The sequence below is a fragment of the Streptomyces sp. NPDC031111 genome (assembly GCF_055570675.1).
Genome location: NZ_JBVIGS010000009.1, coordinates 197,822 through 215,094 on the forward strand (window position 1 = coordinate 197,822; position 17,273 = coordinate 215,094).

Sequence of the window (17,273 nt, forward strand, 5' to 3'; positions counted from 1 at the left end):
CCATACAGGCACCGAACCGCCGCCCTGTCACCCCGTGGACCGCCGGGCGGTGACGAACACCTCCAGGCCGTCCAGGATGCGCTGGAGACCGAACTCGAAGTGGTCGAAGCCGGGGCCGAAGGTGTCCTCGGAGAGCCCCGCCAGAACCGGGTAGCGCCCGCTGTTCATGGCCTTCTCCAGCGCAGGCCGCTGCGCCTCCCAGAACTGCGCGTCCGTCAGCCCGGAGCTGCGCTCGGCCTCCTCCTGGTACAGCTGGGTGCGGGCGGCGCCGACGACGTATCCGTCGATCATGATGATCGCCGACAGCAGTTCGGGGTCGGACAGGCCCATAGGCTTGATCCGGGAGAGCACCTTCTCCATGCCGTCCAGCGCGCTCGGGCCGAGGATCGGGCGGGACTGGTTGACCTCCATCAGCCACGGGTGCCGGCGGTACAGGGCGAGGGTGGCGTGGCCGAGGGCCTCCAGCGCCGCGCGCCAGCCGCCGTCGCCGAGGTCCGCGGGGTCCTCCGAGGGCCGCTGCACCCGGTCCAGCATCAGGTCGAGCAGCTCGGCCTTGCCGGGGACGTAGCGGTACAGGGACATCGTGCCGGTGCCGAGCTCCGTGGCGATCCGGCGCATCGACAGCGCGGCGAGCCCGTCCCGGTCCGCGACCTCGACGGCGGTCTCCACGATGCGGTCCAGCGTCAGTCCCGGCTTGGGTCCCCGGCTGGGCCGCGGGCCGGTGTCCCACAACAGGTCGAGGGTGCGGGCGATGTCGCCGCTGCCACTGCTCTCCGTACCGCCCGAACCGCTGCTCATGAGGGCAGTTTAGAACCGCCCGCAAAAACTGGGTACGGTGTACGCGCAATCGGGTACGGTGTACTCAGTTCTTGGAAGGGGGACTCATGAGCGACGGCTACGCGGTCCGGGCCGAGGGCCTGGAGAAGCGCTACGGCGAGAAACGCGCGCTCGACGGCTTCGACCTCACCGTCCGCGAGGGCACGGTGCACGGACTGCTCGGGCCGAACGGCGCCGGCAAGACCACCGCCGTGCGCATCCTGTCGACGCTGATCCGGCTCGACGGCGGCCGTGCCACGGTGGCCGGGCTGGACGTGGCCCGGCAGGCGCGCGAGGTGCGGGCGCGGATCGGGCTCACCGGGCAGTACGCGGCGGTGGACGAGGTGCTCACCGGGCGGCAGAACCTGGAGATGTTCGGCAGGCTGTTCCACCTCGGCGGCAAACGGGCCGCGGCGAGGGCGGTCGAACTGCTGGAGCAGTTCGACCTGACCGACGCCGCCGACAAGGGCGTGGGCGGCTACAGCGGCGGCATGCGCCGACGCCTCGACCTCGCCGCCTCGATGATCCTCGCCCCGGCCGTGCTGTTCCTGGACGAGCCGACCACCGGACTCGACCCCCGCAGCCGGGGCGAGGTCTGGGACTCGGTACGGGCGTTGGTGGCGGACGGCACGACCGTGCTGCTGACCACGCAGTACCTGGAGGAGGCGGACAAGCTGGCCTCCCGGATCACCGTCATCGACCAGGGGCGGGCCATCGCGGACGACACCCCGGACGGGCTGAAGAACCGGGTCGGCGGGGACCGTATCGAGGTCGTGGTCGCCGAGCGCTCCGACATCCCGCGCGCGGTGAAGGTGGTCGCGCGGGTCGCCGAGGGCGAACCCGAGTCCGACGACACCGAGTTGCGGGTGCACGCGTCCGTGACCGACCGGGTGGCCGCGCTCACCGAGGTGGCGCGCGCCCTCCAGGACGAGGGCGTACGGGTGGAGGACCTGGGGCTGCGCAGGCCCAGCCTCGACGACGTGTTCCTGCGCCTGACCGGACACCGCACGGAGAAGGAGGCGGCGGCATGAGCGCGGTCGAACTGACCGGACCGGCCGGGCACGGCCGCACGTACTGGATGCTCGCGGACTGCTGGAACATCGTCCGCCGCGGCCTCACCCACTACCGGCGCCAGCCCGTCAACATCGCCTGGCAGCTGGGCTTCCCGATCCTGTCCGTGCTGCTCTACGGCTATGTCTTCGGCAGTGCGATGAAGGTGCCCGGCGGCGGGGACTACAAGGACTTCCTGATGCCGGGCATGTTCGTGATGACCATGGCGTTCGGCTTCATCAACACGGCGACCGTGGTGGTGTACGACTCCACCAAGGGGGTCATCGACCGGTTCCGCTCCATGCCGATGGCCTCCTCGGCGGTGGTGGCCGGGCGCGGGGTGACCGATCTGGTGGTGGCCTGCGCGGAGTTGGCCATCATGATGCTGACCGCGCTGGCCATGGGCTGGCGGCCGGACGGCGGCTGGGGCTTCCTCGCGGCCTTCGGGCTGCTGCTGTGGCTGCGGTTCGCGCTGCTCTGGATCGGGGTCTGGCTGGGGCTGCTGGTGCCCAACCCGGAGGCGGCGGGCGGGCTGTTCGCGGTCGCGTTCCCGCTGACGATGATCTCCAGCATCTTCGTTGCGCCGCAGCTCATGCCGGACTGGCTGGGCTGGGTGGCGGCGTGGAACCCGATCTCCTCCACGGCCGCAGCGGCCCGCGACCTGTTCGGCACCCCGGTCGGCGGCGGCGACTCCTGGGTCGAACAGCATGCACTGCTGATGGCTGGGGTGTGGCCGCTCGTGCTGACGGCCGTCTTCCTGCCGCTCGCGGTACGCCGCTTCCAGAAGCTGAGCCGCTGAGTCCCGGCCCGGCAGTCGGGGGTCGGCTGCCCGCCGGCGCAGGGGAACGCGGACACTGGTGAGGTGATCGTGCACGGCCCGCCGCCGACCTGCCCCCAGGACGTGGCACGGCTCCGGCGGGCCGTCGCACACCCACGGTTCGAGCGACCCCGGTGCGAATGGCAGGTTCCGTTTTATGCGCACAACTGAGCTGACAGAAGCCCGCGTGGACGATGCGAGCAACGTCCTGGTCGCGCCTTCGACGTCGCAGGACCACGACGTGGTCCGGGACTTCTTCGGAACCACCGTCGCACCGGAGGATCTTGCCTCCGGTGCGCTCGACCTGGCGCGGAAGACCGTCTACTTGTGTGGCGACATATCCGGGATCAGCGAGCACCGACTGCGCGCGGCTGACCGGGTGTTCGTCGTCCGGGAGCTGTCGCACGGCTACGACGAGGAGGACGTCGACCGACCCTGGCCCCTTGTGGACCTCGGCCGAGTCCCCGTCCGCGTCCACGGGCTCGGCGTGTACTACCGCCGCTTCTTCGGACTCGACACCGATGGATTCGAGCAGATCCGTACGGAACACGCGTTCCAGTCCCTGACGGAGTCCACCAAGCCCGGAACAGCCCATCGCAGCGGAATCTATCTGACGCCCGTCACGCGCGACGACGACGAACTGCGTTTCCGCCTGCTCCGCTGCTCGACGAACCTCTCGGGGCCGACGGAGAACTTCCGCCCGACCGACACGCGCATCGTCGAGTCCCTGAACCGCGAGGCGGCCACCGTCTTCCGGAACCAGGCACCGCTGAATCACGTTCTCGCCCAGATCTACCACAACACCGTCGCCACCGCGGACCGCAAGCAGTCCAAGGCCAGGATCTCGGCCCATGCCGACAAGACCAAGGACATGCCGGTCAACGGCATCATGGCCTTCTGCACCTTCTACGACGGGCTCGACAGGTTGGAGCCCCTGACGGAAGACGCCTTCGACTACGGCGTGAAGGGCGTCAGCGGGCTGACCAGACTCCACTTCCGGCTGAAGGAGCAGCCCGGAGAACGGGATGGGAGCACCCTCCCCCCGCACTTCACCCTCACCCTCCATCCGGGCTCCGTTTTCTTCATGCCGCTGTCCACCAACCGCCTGTACGCGCACGAAATCCGGCCCTCGACGCTGGACGCCGGACTGCTCCCGACCCGCCTGGGATACGTGGTGCGCTGTTCGAGCACCGAGGCCGTACACAAGAACGGCCGCACGTTCCTCGAGGAGGCCGGGAAATGGGTGGAGCTGGAGCCACCCACGCAGGCCGGCATGGACGAGCTGAGAAGGCTGTACGCCGAGGAGAACAGGACCTCGTCCTTCATCGACTACGGCGACGGATTTCGCTTCAGCATGAACACGGGAGACTACCTTGCCCCCCGAGTCTAGGATCTCGCACGAGGTCCTCTCGTACGCTTTGCCGACCGAGGAGAACCTCTTCGCGGAACTGTCCGCGTCGACTCGTTGGGAAGACGTGGGAAAGGGCCGGCGAGGCGCCGTGCTCACCAGGGTCGACGAGGCGGGTGGTGTGCCCCTCGTGCGTACCACCACCGGATACGGCAGTCCGGCGCAGTGTTTCCGGCCGGTGCACGAACGGCTGGCGCGACGGATCCAGGAGCGTACGGCACTCCCGGTCGGCTTCAACAACGCACTCGTCGAGTGCTACACGAACGCCTACACCACCATGGGCAAGCACTCCGATCAGGCCCTCGATCTGGCCGACGAGTCGTTCATCGCCGTCTTCTCCTGCTACCAAAATCCTTCAGCGGGCCCGCCGAGAAAGCTGATCTTCGAATCGAAAGGGACCCGTGACGAGACGTTCGAGATCCCTCTTGCCCACAACAGCGTCGTCGTCTTCTCCGTCGACTCGAATCGGCGACTCAGGCACAGGATCGTGCTGGAGTCCCCCGTCCAGGCCGCGGACAACCAATGGTTGGGCGTCACGTTTCGAACGTCGAAGACGTTGGTCCGCTTTCACGACGGACACGCATACCTCCCACAGGGCGCGCGCCTCGTGCCGGCCGACGATGAGCAGAGGCGCGAGTTCTACCGGCTACGGCGCCGCGAGAACAATGAAACGGACTTCGTCTATCCGCCGCTGACGTACACGATCAGCGAGAGCGACCTGATGCCGCCCGTCTGACATGACGAAGGGCGCCCCGCGGAGGTGACTCCGCCGGGCGCCCTTCCCTGTCCCACGGGACGACTACAGCTGCTCGATCACGTAGTCGACGCACTTCGTCAGGGCCTCGACGTCCGCCGGCTCGATCGCCGGGAACATCGCGACGCGGAGCTGGTTGCGGCCGAGCTTGCGGTAGGGCTCCGTGTCGACGATCCCGTTCGCGCGCAGGACCTTGGCGACGGCGGCGGCGTCGATCTCGTCCGTGAAGTCGATCGTGCCGATGACCTGGGAACGCTTCGACGGGTCGGTGACGAACGGGATGGCGTACTTGGACTCGTCCGCCCAGGCGTACAGGCGGGTCGAGGAGTCCTTCGTGCGGGCCGTGGACCAGGCGAGACCGCCCTGGCCGTTGATCCACTCCAGCTGCTCGTTGAGCAGGAACAGGGTGGCCAGCGCGGGGGTGTTGTACGTCTGGTTCTTGCGGGAGTTGTCGATCGCCGTGGGGAGCGAGAAGAACTCCGGGACGTGACGGCCGGACGCGTGGATCCGCTCGGCGCGCTCGATCGCGGCGGGGGAGAACACGCCGATCCACAGGCCGCCGTCGGAGGCGAAGGACTTCTGCGGGGCGAAGTAGTAGACGTCCGTCTCGGCGATGTCGACCGGCAGGCCGCCCGCGCCGGAGGTGGCGTCCACCAGGACGAGGGCGCCCTCGTCGGCGCCGGCGACGCGCTTGATGGGCATGGCGACACCGGTGGAGGTCTCGTTGTGGGTGAACGCGTACACGTCCACGCCCGCTTCGGCGGCGGCCTCCGGGTGCGTGCCCGGGTCGGAGGAGACGACGGTGGGTTCGGCGAGCCACGGGGCGAGCTTGGCGGCCTTGGCGAACTTGGAGCTGAACTCGCCGAAGGTGAGGTGCTGCGACTTGTTCTCGATCAGACCGTGGGTCGCGACGTCCCAGAACGCGGTGGAGCCGCCGTTGCCGAGGATCACCTCGTAGCCGTCGGGGAGCAGGAACAGCTCGCGGATGCCCTCGCGCACCTTGCCGACCAGGTTCTTCACCGGGGCCTGGCGGTGGGAGGTGCCCATGAGGGATGTGCCGGTCGCGGCCAGCGCGTCCAGCGCTTCCGTCCGCACCTTGGAGGGACCCGCACCGAAACGACCGTCGGCGGGCTTGATGTCAGCAGGAATCCGGATCTCAGCCACGACCGGAGCCTAGCGGCTGAGCGAAACCCGGGCGAAACATCGTCCGTCCGCTGAGACGGGCGGGGGGGGGGGGGGGGGGGGGGGGGGGCCCCCCCCCCCCCCGCCCGGGTGAATCAGCCGCCGAGCTTGACCGGCAGCTCGAACAGGTCGTTCTGGGTGACCACCGGCTTGTTGCGCAGCTCGCCCGCCGGGACCGCCAGGTCGAGGCCGGGGAAGCGGGCGTACAGGGCCGGCAGGGCCACGCCCGCCTCCAGGCGGGACAGGGCCGCGCCCGGGCAGACGTGCGGGCCGTGGCCGAAGGAGATGTGCCGGTTGGCGCTCTCGCGGGTGATGTCGAAGACGCCGGCCGTCGGACCGTGCGCCTGCTCGTCCCGGCCGATCGCCGCGTACGACACGATCAGCGCGTCACCCGCGGGGAGGACCTTGTCACCGACCGGTATGTCCTCCGTCGCGAACCGGATCAGCACGTGCGAGGTGGGCGTGGCGTACCGCAGGGTCTCCTCGATCACCGCCGACCAGTCCGCCTTGCCGGACAGCACCAGTTCCCGCTGCTCGGGGTGGAGGGAGAGGTTGACCACCGCGTTGACGATGAGGGAGATCGTCGTCTCGTGGCCGGCCGCCACCATCAGCTGGAGCGTGGCGACGATCTCCTCGTCGGTGAGCCGGTCGCCGTTCTCCGACGCCTGGACCAGCGCGGAGGTCAGATCGTCGCCCGGGTTCTCGCGCTTGTGCGCGACCGTCTCGGCCATGATCCCGGCCAGCTCGGTCAGCGTCGCGATGACCTCCTCGGGCGGGGTCTGCGTGGAGAAGAACTTCTCGAAGAGCTCCTTGAGCCGCGGCAGCCGCTCCTCCGCGAGCCCCATCAGGTCGGCGATGACGTACATCGGCAGCGGGTAGGCGAACACCGCCTTCAGGTCGAGCGTGTCGCCGGGCTGCGCGGCCACCTGGTCCAGCAGGCCCTCGGTGAGCTCCGTGATCCGCTCCCGCATCCGCTCCACCCGGCGCGGCGTGAGCGCCTGCGCGACCAGCGTGCGCAGCCGGCGGTGGTCGGCGCCGTCCACGGTGAGCATGGAGCGGGGCGGGTTCGCCAGCCCGATCAGCGGCCAGTCGGGGGCGATCTCGCCGCGCTGCCAGGCACCCCAGACGTTGATGTCCTTCACCAGCCGCGGATCGGTGAGCAGCCGCTTCGCCTCGGCGTGGTGGGTGACCGCCCACACCGGCACGTCACCCGGCAGCGTCACGGCGGCCAGCGGCCCGGCGGCCCGCAGCGCGGCGCTCTCCCCGTCCAGGTCGGAGACGAACGGGTCGAGGGGGATACGGGTCTGTTCGGTGTCCGTCGTCGTGGTGTCCGTACCAGCCGTCATGCGAGCGAGCCTCCAAGGGCGGGAGTGGGTGTGAACGTGACCGGGAGTTCGGACAGTCCGCGCAGCCACGGCGACGGGCGGCGGGTCAGGCCGGCGGCGGGCACCGCGAGGTCGATGTCCGGCAGCCGGTCCAGTACGACCTCGATGCCGGTCCGGGCGATCACCTCGGCGATCTCCTGCGCCGGGAACGGGCAGCGGTGCTCCCCGTGACCGAAGGAGAAGTGGGCGCTGTTGCCGCCGGTCAGCGCCGAGCCGTCGGTCCGCACCTGCGGGTCGGAGTTGGCGCCCTGGAGGCCGAGCAGCAGCATGTCGCCGGCACGGACGCGGCGACCGCCGAGCTGGGTGTCGCGGGAGGCCCAGCGGGCGGCCACGTTCTGGGTCGGGGTGTCCTCCCACAACACCTCGTTCATCGCCTCGGCGATGCTGTTGCGGCCCCCGAACAGGGAGGCGGCGAACCGGCTGTCGGTGAGCATCAGGTGCAGCGAGTTGCCGATCCAGTCGGCGGTCGGCTGGTGTCCGGCCGCCATCATCACCATCAGGTCCTGGACGATCTCCTCCTCGGTGAAGCCCGAGGTGTCGGCGAGCATCCGGGACGCGACGTCCTCGGCGGGCCGCTCCTTTCGGTCGGCCACCAGCCGCGTCATCGACGTGAACAGATGGGTCTGGCCCGCCAGCGCCCGCTCCCGCCCGTCGATCATGTCGTTGAGGGCGGTGACCAGTCCCGGCCCCTCCTCGTCGGAGAAGCCGTAGAGCCGCGCCAGCACCCGCACCGGAAGCAGCATCGCGAACTCGCCGATCAGATCGGCGGTGCCCTTCGGGCAGATGCCGTCGATCAGCTCGTCCGCGAACTTCTCCGCGTAACCGCGCAGTTCGAACGCGTCGACCGCCTCCAGCGCGGTCACCAGCATCCCGGCCCGCTGACGGTGCCGCTCGCCGACGGTGTAGAGGATCGACGGCTGCTTCCGGCCGATCATCGGCAGCAGCGGCCAGTCGTCGGGGATGTTCTCCCACTGGTTCCACAGCTCGGAGTCGCGGCTGAACAGCACCGGGTCGCCGGTGATCTGGTGCAGCTCGCGGTAGCCGAGCACCAGCCACGCCGGTGCGTCGCCGTCCAGCAGCAGCGGGACGACACTGCCGTGCTCGCGCCGCAGCTCCCGGTACACCCGGGCCGGGTCCTCCTGGAGCAGGGAGCCGCTGAAACGGACGGCGTTGGGGACGGAGGCGGGACTCACACCAGCTCCTGACGGGGGGCTCGGGCAGGGTCGGTGTACAGGGCCTGGATGTGCTCCACCAGCGTGATCAGCGTGATCTTGCTGGACTCCCGGGACCGGGCGTCGCAGTTGACGAGCGGTACGTGCGGATCGAGGTCCAGGGCCTCGCGGATCTGCGCCGGGGTGAAGGTGGGGCCGCCGAAGTCGTTGCAGGCCACGATGAACGGCGTGCCGTGCTTCTCCAGCCGGTCGATGGCGTACCAGGAGTCGTCGATGCGCCGTGTGTCGACCAGGACGACCGCGCCGAGCGTGCCGGAGAACAGCCGGTCCCACAGGAACCAGAAGCGCTCCTGGCCGGGCGCGCCGAACAGATAGAGCACGTTGCGCGCGTCGAGGGTGATGCGGCCGAAGTCGAAGGCGACGGTCGTCGCGGTCTTGCCGCGCACCTCGCTGATGTCGTCGACGGCCTCGCCCGCCTGCGTCATCGTCTCCTCGGTGTTGAGGGGACGGATCTCGCTGACCGAGCGGACCATCGTCGTCTTGCCGGCGCCGAAGCCGCCCACGACCACGATCTTGAGGCCGTTGTCGGCCGACGCGCCGAGCGGTGTGCGCGTCTCAGAGGTTGCGGAGTCCAACGAGCACCTGCTCCAGGATGTCGGGGTCGGGTACGGCGGCCTTGCGGGGGTGGCGGGCGCTGACCCGGCCCGCCGCCTGTAGGTCGGAGAGCAGGATCCGGGTGATGCTCACGGGCAGCTTCAGCTCCGCCGCGATCTCCACGACCGCCGTGGGGCGTTCGGCCAGCCGCAGGATCGCCGCGTGCTCGGACTGCATGCCGGGCACCGGATCGCACTCGGCGACGACAAGGGTCACCAGGTCGAAGGGGTTGTCGGGGCCGGACCGACTGCGCCCCCCGGTGAGGGTGTAGAGCCGGTCGGGGGCGTCGTCCCTGCCGGGCCTGCTCATGAGGTGCGGGGCCGCGCGGTCAGGTGCTCGCCCAACTGCTCCACGAGCTCGCTCATGTTGTGCCCGACGAGTCCGGCGTCCGCGTCCTCGGCGGTGACGACGGCCAGGTGCGCGCCCTCGCCGGCCTCCACGATGAAGAGCACGCCGCCGTAGAACTCGGTCATCGCCGAGCGCACACCGCCGCTGCCGTCGCCGAACTCGACGGAGGCGCCGTGCGACAGCGACTGGATGCCGGCGGCGATCGCGGCGAGCTGGTCGGCCTGGTCGGCGGACAGCTCCGGGGTACGGCACAGTTTCAGGCCGTCACGGGACAGCACGAGCGCGTGCCGCGCGCCCGGCGTGCGCTCCAGCAGGCCCTCTATCAGCCAGGTGAGCTTGTCGTCGGCGGTCGTCGTGCCGGTCATGAGGTGGTGTCGCCTTCCGGGGTCGGGGGGGTGGGCTGTGCTTCGGGGGTCGGGTCGGGGGCGGTGCCGGTGTCCGGGTCGGCCGTGTCGTCCGGGGTCGGAGGGCGGACGGCCTGGCGGAAGCTGCTGAAGCGGGCGGTGCGCGCCTTGGTCTCCTCGGCCGTCGGTGCGGGCCGGGGAGCGGTGACACGGCTGCCGGAACGGGTGCGCTCCGCGTCGGCGAGGGTCCGGCCCCGGCGGCGGCGGGGCAGCACGAGCGGGGGCGCGTCGGTGCCCCGGTCGGGGGACTCGTGGGTGGGCACCGGGTCGGGGTCGAGGTCGGTTCCGGCGCGGGCGGCGGCGTAGGAGGGGGCGGGGCGGGCGCTCTCGCGGGACGTCTCCCGCTCGGCGGGGGTGCCGGGGCCGTCGCCGTCTTCGCCGTCGCGCGCGGTGACGTGGCTGGTCTCCGGTTCAGGGCGGCCGGGGGCCTCGGTGGAGGGCTCCGGGGCCTCGGAGGCGAGCGCCGCGGTGAGCGCGGCCGGGGACTCGGGGACGGACGGTGTGGCGGCCGAGGCGCCGGTGAGGGCCGTCGACGCGGTGGTGGCGGCGGCCGGCTGAGGTGTGGGCGCGTCCGGCGGTACGAGGATGTCCTGCGGTACGAGCATCAGGACGCCCGTGCCGCCGCGGGCCGAGGGACGGTACGAGACCCGGAGCCCGTACCGCCGGGACAGCCGGCCGACCACGGCGAGGCCGAGCCGGGTGCCGGTGAGGCCCCCGAGCCCGGCGGTCTCACCGGAGACCGCGCGCTCGGCGCGGCGCAGTTGCGCCTCGCCCATGACGAGCCCGCTGTCCTCCACGGACACGATGACCCCGGCCGGGACCTCCTCGACGTAGACGTGGACCTCGGCGGTCGGCGGCGAGAAGTTCGCGGCGTTGTCGAGGAGTTCGGCGAGCGCGTGCATCACGCCCTCGGCGGCGTGCCCGGCGACCGCGATGTCGCTGGCGGAGTGGACGCGGACGCGCTGGTAGCCGCTGATCCGGCCCATGGCGCCGCGCAGGATCGACTCCATGGAGATGGGCCGGGCCCAGCGGCGGCCGGAGCGGGCACCGGTGAGGACGGCGACGGAGTCGGCGAGGCGGCCGGCCTGCGCGGTGCGGTGGTCGAGGTGCAGCAGGTCGGCGAGGACCTCCTCGTCGTGGTGCTTCTCCTCCATCGCGCGCAGGTCCGCGAGCATGCCCGTGGACAGGGCCTGCATCCGGCCGGCCGCGTTGGCGGTCGCGGACAGCGCGGCGGCCCGCGCGCCGTCGGCCTCCCGCAGCCGGGTGGTCAGCCGCGCGTTCTCCGCGGTGAGCCGGTCCCGGTCCGCCTCGATCCGGTCCCGCTCCTCGACCAGCCGGTCGCGCTCCTCCGCGTGGTCGCGGGCCGACCGGGCGGTGTGGGCGCCGTGTTCCTCGGTGATGAGGCGCAGTTTCTCGGCGTGTTCCTCGGCGAGCCGCTTCAGCGCGGCGGCGTGGTCGTCGGTGAGCCGGTCCCGCTCCTCGGCGTGCTCCCGGGCGGCGCGGGCCGATTCGGCGGCGTGCTGCCCGGTGAGGCGGTCGCGTTCCGCGGCCAGGGTCTCGGCGAGACGGGTGCGCTCCTGGTCCAGCTCGTGGGACAACCGGGCACGCTCCCGGGTGAGTTCGCCGGTGAGCCGCTCGTGCTGGCGGCGGGACTCCTCGGTCAGCCGGGACTGTTCCTGGAGCAGTCTGCCGACGTCCTGGGTGACGGCGTCCAGCCGGGTGCGGGCCGCCCGCGCCGACAGGACGGCGTGGGTGGCGACCGCGGCGGCCGCGCACAGCAGTACGGCGGCGATCGTGCCCGTCACCGCGACGGCGCCGACCGCGGAGTCCGGTACGAGGAGGACGGCGGCGACGACGGCGGCCGCGGCGAGTGCCGCGGTGAGCAGCGGGACGGGCAACAGGCTGCGGGGGGTGGGGCGGTCGCCGGGGAGCAGGGGGGAGGTCATCAATCAGGGTCCTCGGTCGGGTCCTCGGTCGGTCCGCGGGCGTGCACCGTCGTGTCCGCGCGGCCCTCGGGTGGTTTCCACTGCGATGCCGGCCCCGATTCGAGGGGTCAATGTCGAACGTGGTCCGGCAACTGCGCGCAACTCGCGGTCACTATATGAGAGTTCGTGTTCGACTTGGGAAGATTCCGCTTCCGTTTTAGGTAATGGCGCTGACTCGGGGGCCGTGTGTGCCGTCGCCGCGTCCGGGCGCCGCGGAGGCATCCTGAGGACATGACGGATCACCGGGAACTGCTGGCCGGGCTGCGGGCGGTCGTGCGCGGCGAGGTCGACTTCGGCACGACCGCACGGGCGCTGACCACCATGGACGCCTCCAACTACCGCCGGGTGCCGCTCGGCGTGGTGGCGCCACGGGACGCCGACGACGTGGCGGCCACGCTGGAGGTGTGCCGGACGCACGGCGTGCCCGTGGTGCCGCGCGGCGGCGGCACGTCGATCGCGGGGCAGGCGACCGGCATCGGGGTGGTGCTCGACTTCACACGGCACATGAACCGTCTGCTGTCCCTGGATCCCCGGGAGCGTACGGCCGTGGTCCAGCCCGGTCTCGTCCTCGACCGCCTCCAGGAGGCCGCCGCCCCGTACGGTCTGCGCTTCGGCCCCGACCCCTCCACCCACAGCCGCTGCACCCTCGGCGGCATGATCGGCAACAACTCCTGCGGCTCCCACTCGGTCGCCTGGGGCACGACGGCCGACAGCGTGCGGGAGCTGTCCGTCGTCACCCCGCGCGGGGAGCGGCTGCGGCCGGGACGGGCGTGGGCGGGCGCCCCGGCGGGACTGCGGGAGCTGGTCGACGGCGAACTGGCCCGCCTGCGCACCGGCTTCCCGGAGCTGCCCCGCCGTATCTCCGGCTACGCCGTGGACGCCCTGCTGCCCGAGAAGGGCGCCGACGTCGCCCGTTCCCTCTGCGGCTCGGAGGGCACCCTCGGCGTGCTCACGGAGGCGGTCGTGGACCTCGTACGGGCACCACGCGCGCGTGCGCTCGCCGTGCTGGCGTACGTGGACGAGAGCGGGGCCGCGGAGGCGGCGGCGGGGCTGCTGCCGTACGGGCCGCTGACGGTGGAGGGGATGGCGGCGGACCTGGTGCCGGTGTCCGCCGCGGCCGGCCTCCCGCGCGGTGGGGCCTGGCTGTTCGTGGAGACCGGCGGGGACACGGAGGCCGAGGCACGCGCGCGTGCGGAGACGGTCGTCCGCGCGGCGGACGTCGTGGACTCCCTGGTGGTCACCGACCCGGCAGGGCAGCGCGCGCTGTGGCGGATCCGGGAGGACGCGAGCGGCACGGCGACGAGGATGCCGGACAGTACGGAGGCCTGGCCCGGCTGGGAGGACTGCGCGGTGCCGCCCGCCCGGCTCGGCGCGTACCTGCGCGACTTCCGGCGGCTCATGGCCGACCACGGGCTGCGCGGCACCCCGTACGGGCACTTCGGGGACGGCTGCATCCACGTACGCATCGACTTCGACCTGCTGACCGGGCCGGGCATCGCCCGCTTCCGGCGCTTCTCCGAGGATCTCGCCGACCTGGTGGTGGCGCACGGCGGCTCCCTCTCCGGCGAGCACGGCGACGGGCAGGCGCGGGCCGAACTGCTGCCCCGCATGTACGACGCGGACACGATCGCCCTCTTCGAGCGCGTGAAGGGCGTCTGGGACCCGGACGACCTGCTCAACCCGGGCATGCTGGTCCGCCCGGCCCCCCTGGACTCGGACCTCCGCTTCTCCGTCCTCCCGCGCGAACCGGTGGACGTCGCCTTCGGCTACCCCGCCGACGGCGGCGACTTCTCGGCGGCGGTGCGCCGTTGCGTGGGCGTCGCCAAGTGCCGTACGACGTCCGTGTCGGGGCCCGCGGTGATGTGCCCGTCGTTCCGGGCGACGGGGGAGGAGCAGCACTCCACGCGCGGGCGCGCGCGCCTGCTGCACGAGATGCTCGCCGGCGAGCTGGTGACCGACGGCTGGCGGTCGACGGAGGTACGGGACGCGCTGGACCTGTGCCTGTCCTGCAAGGGCTGCCGCTCGGACTGCCCGGTCGAGGTCGACATGGCCACGTACAAGGCGGAGTTCCTCCACCACCACTACGCGGGCCGCCGTCGCCCGGCCGCCCACTACGCGATGGGGTGGCTGCCGGTGTGGCTGGGCTGGGTGGGGCGCACGAGGTCGGCGGGCCTGGTCAACGGGCTCGCCTCCGTGGGCCCGCTCGCACGGGCGGCGAAACGGCTGGGCGGGATCGCGGGAGAGCGGGAGATCCCCCGGGTGGTGGGGGAGACGTTCACGCGCTGGTGGCGGGGACGGCCCGCCGCCTCCGGCGACGGCACGCTGGTGGTCCTCTGGCCGGACACGTTCACGGAGCACCTGTCGCCGTCGGTGGGCCGGGCGGCCGTACGCGTACTGGAGGCTGCGGGCCTGCGGGTGGCCCTGCCGCCCACACTGCGGCCGGGGAGCCGCCCGGTGGGCGACGCGCGCAGCCGCTCGGCCCTGTCCTTGCTGACGGCCCGCAGGGGCAGGGTCTGCTGCGGTCTCACCTACATCTCCACGGGCCAGCTCGACCGCGCCCGCGCGGTGCTCCGTCGCACCCTGGACCTCCTGGAACCCGTCCTGGCCACGGACGCCCCCCTGGTGGTCCTGGAACCGAGCTGCGCGGCGACCCTGCGCACGGACGCCCCGGAACTCCTCCACGACGACCCGCGCGCGGCACGGCTCGCCGCCCGTGTCCTGACCTTCGCGGAAACCCTGGAGCGCCACGCCCCGGACTGGACCCCACCGTCCCTGAACCGCCCGGTCACCGGCCAGACCCACTGCCACCAGCACGCGGTCCTGGGCGACGCCCCCGACCGCCGCCTGCGCGAGGCGGCCGGCCTCACCGGCGAACTGACGGGCGGCTGCTGCGGCCTGGCGGGCAACTTCGGCTTCGAGAAGGGCCACTACGCGGTCTCGGTCGCCTGCGCGGAGGACCAACTGCTCCCAGCCGTACGGGAAGCACCGGAGGAGTCGGTCATCCTGGCCGACGGCTTCTCCTGCCGGACGCAGCTGGAGCAGCTGGCGGGCGTACGGGGGCAACACCTGGCGGAGGTATTGGCGGCCGCTCTGGACGACTGAACGAGCAGCCGCCTTGTGTCCCCTGACGTCTTCAGTCGAGGCAGAACTCGTTGCCCTCGATGTCCTGCATCACGATGCACGCGTCGTTGCCGTCGTACAGCAGGCGCACGCGTACCGCGCCGAGCGGGAGCAGTCGGGCGCACTCGGCCTCGAGCGCGGCGAGGCGCTCCTCGCCGACGAGCCCGGTGCCGACCCGCACGTCCAGATGCACCCGGTTCTTGACGACCTTGCCTTCGGGAACGCGCTGGAAGAACAGCCGCGGGCCCACAGCCGAGGGATCGACGCAGGCGAACCACGAGCCCCGCTCCTCAGGAGGCCGGGAGCGATCGAAGTCCTCCCACGTGGCGAACCCGCGCGGCGGCGGCGACACGACGTACCCCAACACCTCGCACCAGAAGCGCGCGAGCCGCTCGGGTTCCGCGCAGTCGAAGGTGACTTGGACCTGCCTGATCGCTGACACCGGCGCACCTTAACAGGGGGCTCTCAGGGCACCGTCTCGCCGCGTACCAGTGGTCCGCACGCCGGTTGGATGTCCTTCGGGAGGTCGTCCGGGTGGCACCAGCGGGCCTCCAGGATCTCGAAGGGGTCGAGGCGGAGTTCGCCGCCGAGCAGACGGGCCTCGTAGGCCACCTCCAGGCGGGTGCGGAAGCCGCTGTTCAGCATGACCAGGCGGCCCACCTCGACGTCGAGGTTCGTCTCTTCCTTGACCTCGCGCACCACCGTCGCCCGGAAGTCCTCGCCCTTGCGCGCGAAGCCGCTCGGCAGGCCCCACTGGCGGCCCGGCGGCCACATCCGGTGCCGGAGCAGGAGGACCCGTCCCTCGTCGTCGCGTACGACGCCGGTGACGCCGACCACGAACTTGGCGTGCAGCAACCACATGATGCGGCTCTGGACGGGACGCAGGAGCCGCCACAGGCGGACAAGGAGTCGTCGCACGGGACCTCGGGCGATGGGAACGGACGCGGGTGTCACCAGGGGAAACGGTACCTGGTGGGGTCCACGGGGCGGACGGGGTTGACCGAGGCGGGGCGGGGGACGCATGGTCAGGCATATAAGCGCTTTACGGTGCTGACAAAGTTCAATACTCTGGACTGGACAGTTCACCAAGGAGCACACTCGGTTCGAGTACGTGTCCGCCCCGACGTCCCTGGAAGGCCCCGTGACCACCCCCAGCGCCGCCACCCCGTCCATCGCGCCCGGGACAGGGCCCGCTCCCGCGTCCACGTCGGCGGGTGCCCCGCGCGGGCGGCGCGGGTCCCTGGGGCCGGTCGGGCTCGTGCTCGCCGGCGGGGTCTCCGTGCAGTTCGGCGGGGCGCTGGCGGTGACGCTGATGCCGCGGGCCGGAGCGCTCGGGGTCGTGTCGCTGCGGCTGCTCGTGGCCGCTCTCGTGCTGATGGTGATCTGCCGGCCCCGGCTGCGCGGGCACTCCCGCACCGACTGGGGGACGGTGATCGTCTTCGGTGTCGCCATGGCCGCGATGAACGGCCTCTTCTACCAGTCGGTCGCGCGCATCCCGCTGGGCCCGGCGGTCACGCTGGAGGTTCTCGGCCCGCTCGCGCTGTCCGTCCTGGCCTCACGGCGTGCGGTCAATCTCGTGTGGGCCGGGCTGGCTCTCGCCGGTGTGTTCCTCCTCAGTGGGGGAGGCTTCAGCAGTCTCGACCCGCTGGGTGTGGCCTTCGCACTGGGTGCCGGCGCCATGTGGGCGGCGTACATAGTCTTCAGCGCGCGTACGGGCCGCCGCTTCCCGCAGGCCGACGGACTCGCCCTCGCCATGGCGGTGGCGGCGGTGCTGTTCCTGCCGCTGGGGATCGTGGAGTCCGGCACGAAGCTCCTGGACCCGACGGTTCTCGGTCTGGGCGCGGCGGTCGCGGTGCTGTCCTCGGTGCTCCCGTACACCCTCGAACTCCTCGCCCTGCGCCGCCTGCCCGCCTCCACCTTCGCGATCCTCATGAGCCTGGAACCGGCCCTCGCGGCCGCCGCGGGCTTCCTGATCCTCGACCAGGGCCTCGCCGCGACGGAGGCCGCCGCCATCGCCCTGGTCATCGCGGCGAGCATGGGGGCGGTGCGGACGCAGGTGGGGCGGGGGCGCGCGAAGAGGCCACGGGCCGGCTCCTGACGATCGCCGGGCGCGACGCGGTGTGTCAGGACTAGAGTCGCTCTCGTCTCTCGAATCAACCGGGCTCCGTCGCGTGGCCG

General features: G+C 71.8%; 16 protein-coding genes. 6 read left to right on the forward strand and 10 right to left on the reverse strand.

The window, feature by feature from the left end:
* Positions 1-27 precede the first annotated feature (27 nt).
* Positions 28-798 (reverse strand): TetR/AcrR family transcriptional regulator, encoded by a 771-nt coding sequence (locus tag ACZ470_RS20435; protein ID WP_468428979.1) that lies wholly within the window; start codon positions 796-798, stop codon positions 28-30.
* An 86-nt stretch (positions 799-884) separates the two neighbouring features.
* On the opposite strand from ACZ470_RS20435, the gene ACZ470_RS20440 reads away from it, so the two are divergent.
* The 4 genes from ACZ470_RS20440 to ACZ470_RS20455 all read left to right on the forward strand — a co-directional run bounded on the left by ACZ470_RS20440 (position 885) and on the right by ACZ470_RS20455 (position 4,827).
* A complete protein-coding gene (locus tag ACZ470_RS20440; RefSeq protein WP_468428981.1) occupies positions 885-1,847 on the forward strand; it encodes an ATP-binding cassette domain-containing protein in 963 nt (320 codons plus the stop codon).
* A complete protein-coding gene (locus ACZ470_RS20445; RefSeq protein ID WP_468428983.1) occupies positions 1,844-2,665 on the forward strand; it encodes an ABC transporter permease in 822 nt (273 codons plus the stop codon). Before ACZ470_RS20440 ends, ACZ470_RS20445 begins: the two co-directional genes overlap by 4 nt.
* A gap of 175 nt (positions 2,666-2,840) precedes the next feature.
* Positions 2,841-4,073, forward strand: coding sequence for a hypothetical protein (locus tag ACZ470_RS20450; RefSeq protein WP_468428984.1), 1,233 nt, complete (start codon positions 2,841-2,843; stop codon positions 4,071-4,073).
* A complete protein-coding gene (locus ACZ470_RS20455; RefSeq protein WP_468428986.1) occupies positions 4,057-4,827 on the forward strand; it encodes an alpha-ketoglutarate-dependent dioxygenase AlkB in 771 nt (256 codons plus the stop codon). Before ACZ470_RS20450 ends, ACZ470_RS20455 begins: the two co-directional genes overlap by 17 nt.
* A gap of 63 nt (positions 4,828-4,890) precedes the next feature.
* On the opposite strand, the gene serC is transcribed toward ACZ470_RS20455, so the two are convergent.
* From serC to ACZ470_RS20490, 7 genes are all read right to left on the reverse strand, one after another.
* On the reverse strand, positions 4,891-6,009 hold the full coding sequence (gene serC, locus ACZ470_RS20460; protein ID WP_468428987.1) for a phosphoserine transaminase: 1,119 nt from the start codon (positions 6,007-6,009) through the stop codon (positions 4,891-4,893).
* Between the two features lie 113 nt (positions 6,010-6,122).
* A complete protein-coding gene (locus ACZ470_RS20465; RefSeq protein ID WP_468428989.1) occupies positions 6,123-7,373 on the reverse strand; it encodes a cytochrome P450 family protein in 1,251 nt (416 codons plus the stop codon).
* Positions 7,370-8,605 (reverse strand): cytochrome P450, encoded by a 1,236-nt coding sequence (locus ACZ470_RS20470; RefSeq protein ID WP_468428991.1) that lies wholly within the window; start codon positions 8,603-8,605, stop codon positions 7,370-7,372. Before ACZ470_RS20470 ends, ACZ470_RS20465 begins: the two co-directional genes overlap by 4 nt.
* Positions 8,602-9,219: a GTP-binding protein gene (locus ACZ470_RS20475; protein WP_468428993.1), complete on the reverse strand. Its 618-nt coding sequence runs from the start codon at positions 9,217-9,219 to the stop codon at positions 8,602-8,604. Before ACZ470_RS20475 ends, ACZ470_RS20470 begins: the two co-directional genes overlap by 4 nt.
* The gene (locus ACZ470_RS20480; RefSeq protein ID WP_468428994.1) at positions 9,200-9,547 is read right to left on the reverse strand and encodes a DUF742 domain-containing protein; all 348 of its coding nucleotides are present in this window, start codon (positions 9,545-9,547) and stop codon (positions 9,200-9,202) included. The genes ACZ470_RS20475 and ACZ470_RS20480 overlap by 20 nt, the downstream gene beginning before the upstream one ends.
* Complete coding sequence (locus tag ACZ470_RS20485) at positions 9,544-9,951, reverse strand: roadblock/LC7 domain-containing protein (RefSeq protein WP_468428996.1); 408 nt, start codon at positions 9,949-9,951, stop codon at positions 9,544-9,546. The genes ACZ470_RS20480 and ACZ470_RS20485 overlap by 4 nt, the downstream gene beginning before the upstream one ends.
* Entirely contained in the window at positions 9,948-11,936 is a 1,989-nt protein-coding gene (locus tag ACZ470_RS20490) for an ATP-binding protein (protein ID WP_468428998.1), read from the reverse strand. The genes ACZ470_RS20485 and ACZ470_RS20490 overlap by 4 nt, the downstream gene beginning before the upstream one ends.
* A gap of 270 nt (positions 11,937-12,206) precedes the next feature.
* Here ACZ470_RS20490 and ACZ470_RS20495 point away from each other — a divergent pair, with 270 nt between their 5' ends.
* Positions 12,207-15,077: an FAD-binding and (Fe-S)-binding domain-containing protein gene (locus ACZ470_RS20495; RefSeq protein WP_468428999.1), complete on the forward strand. Its 2,871-nt coding sequence runs from the start codon at positions 12,207-12,209 to the stop codon at positions 15,075-15,077.
* Positions 15,078-15,108: 31 nt separating this feature from the next.
* Here the strand turns inward: ACZ470_RS20495 and ACZ470_RS20500 are convergent, their stop codons facing one another.
* A complete protein-coding gene (locus ACZ470_RS20500) occupies positions 15,109-15,537 on the reverse strand; it encodes a VOC family protein (RefSeq protein ID WP_468429001.1) in 429 nt (142 codons plus the stop codon).
* Positions 15,538-15,560: 23 nt separating this feature from the next.
* Positions 15,561-16,013 carry an NUDIX hydrolase gene (locus ACZ470_RS20505; RefSeq protein WP_468429002.1) on the reverse strand — a complete coding sequence of 151 codons (453 nt, stop codon included), beginning with the start codon at positions 16,011-16,013 and terminating at the stop codon, positions 15,561-15,563.
* 223 nt (positions 16,014-16,236) lie between these two features.
* Here ACZ470_RS20505 and ACZ470_RS20510 point away from each other — a divergent pair, with 223 nt between their 5' ends.
* Entirely contained in the window at positions 16,237-17,193 is a 957-nt protein-coding gene (locus tag ACZ470_RS20510) for an EamA family transporter (protein ID WP_468429004.1), read from the forward strand.
* Positions 17,194-17,273 lie beyond the last annotated feature (80 nt).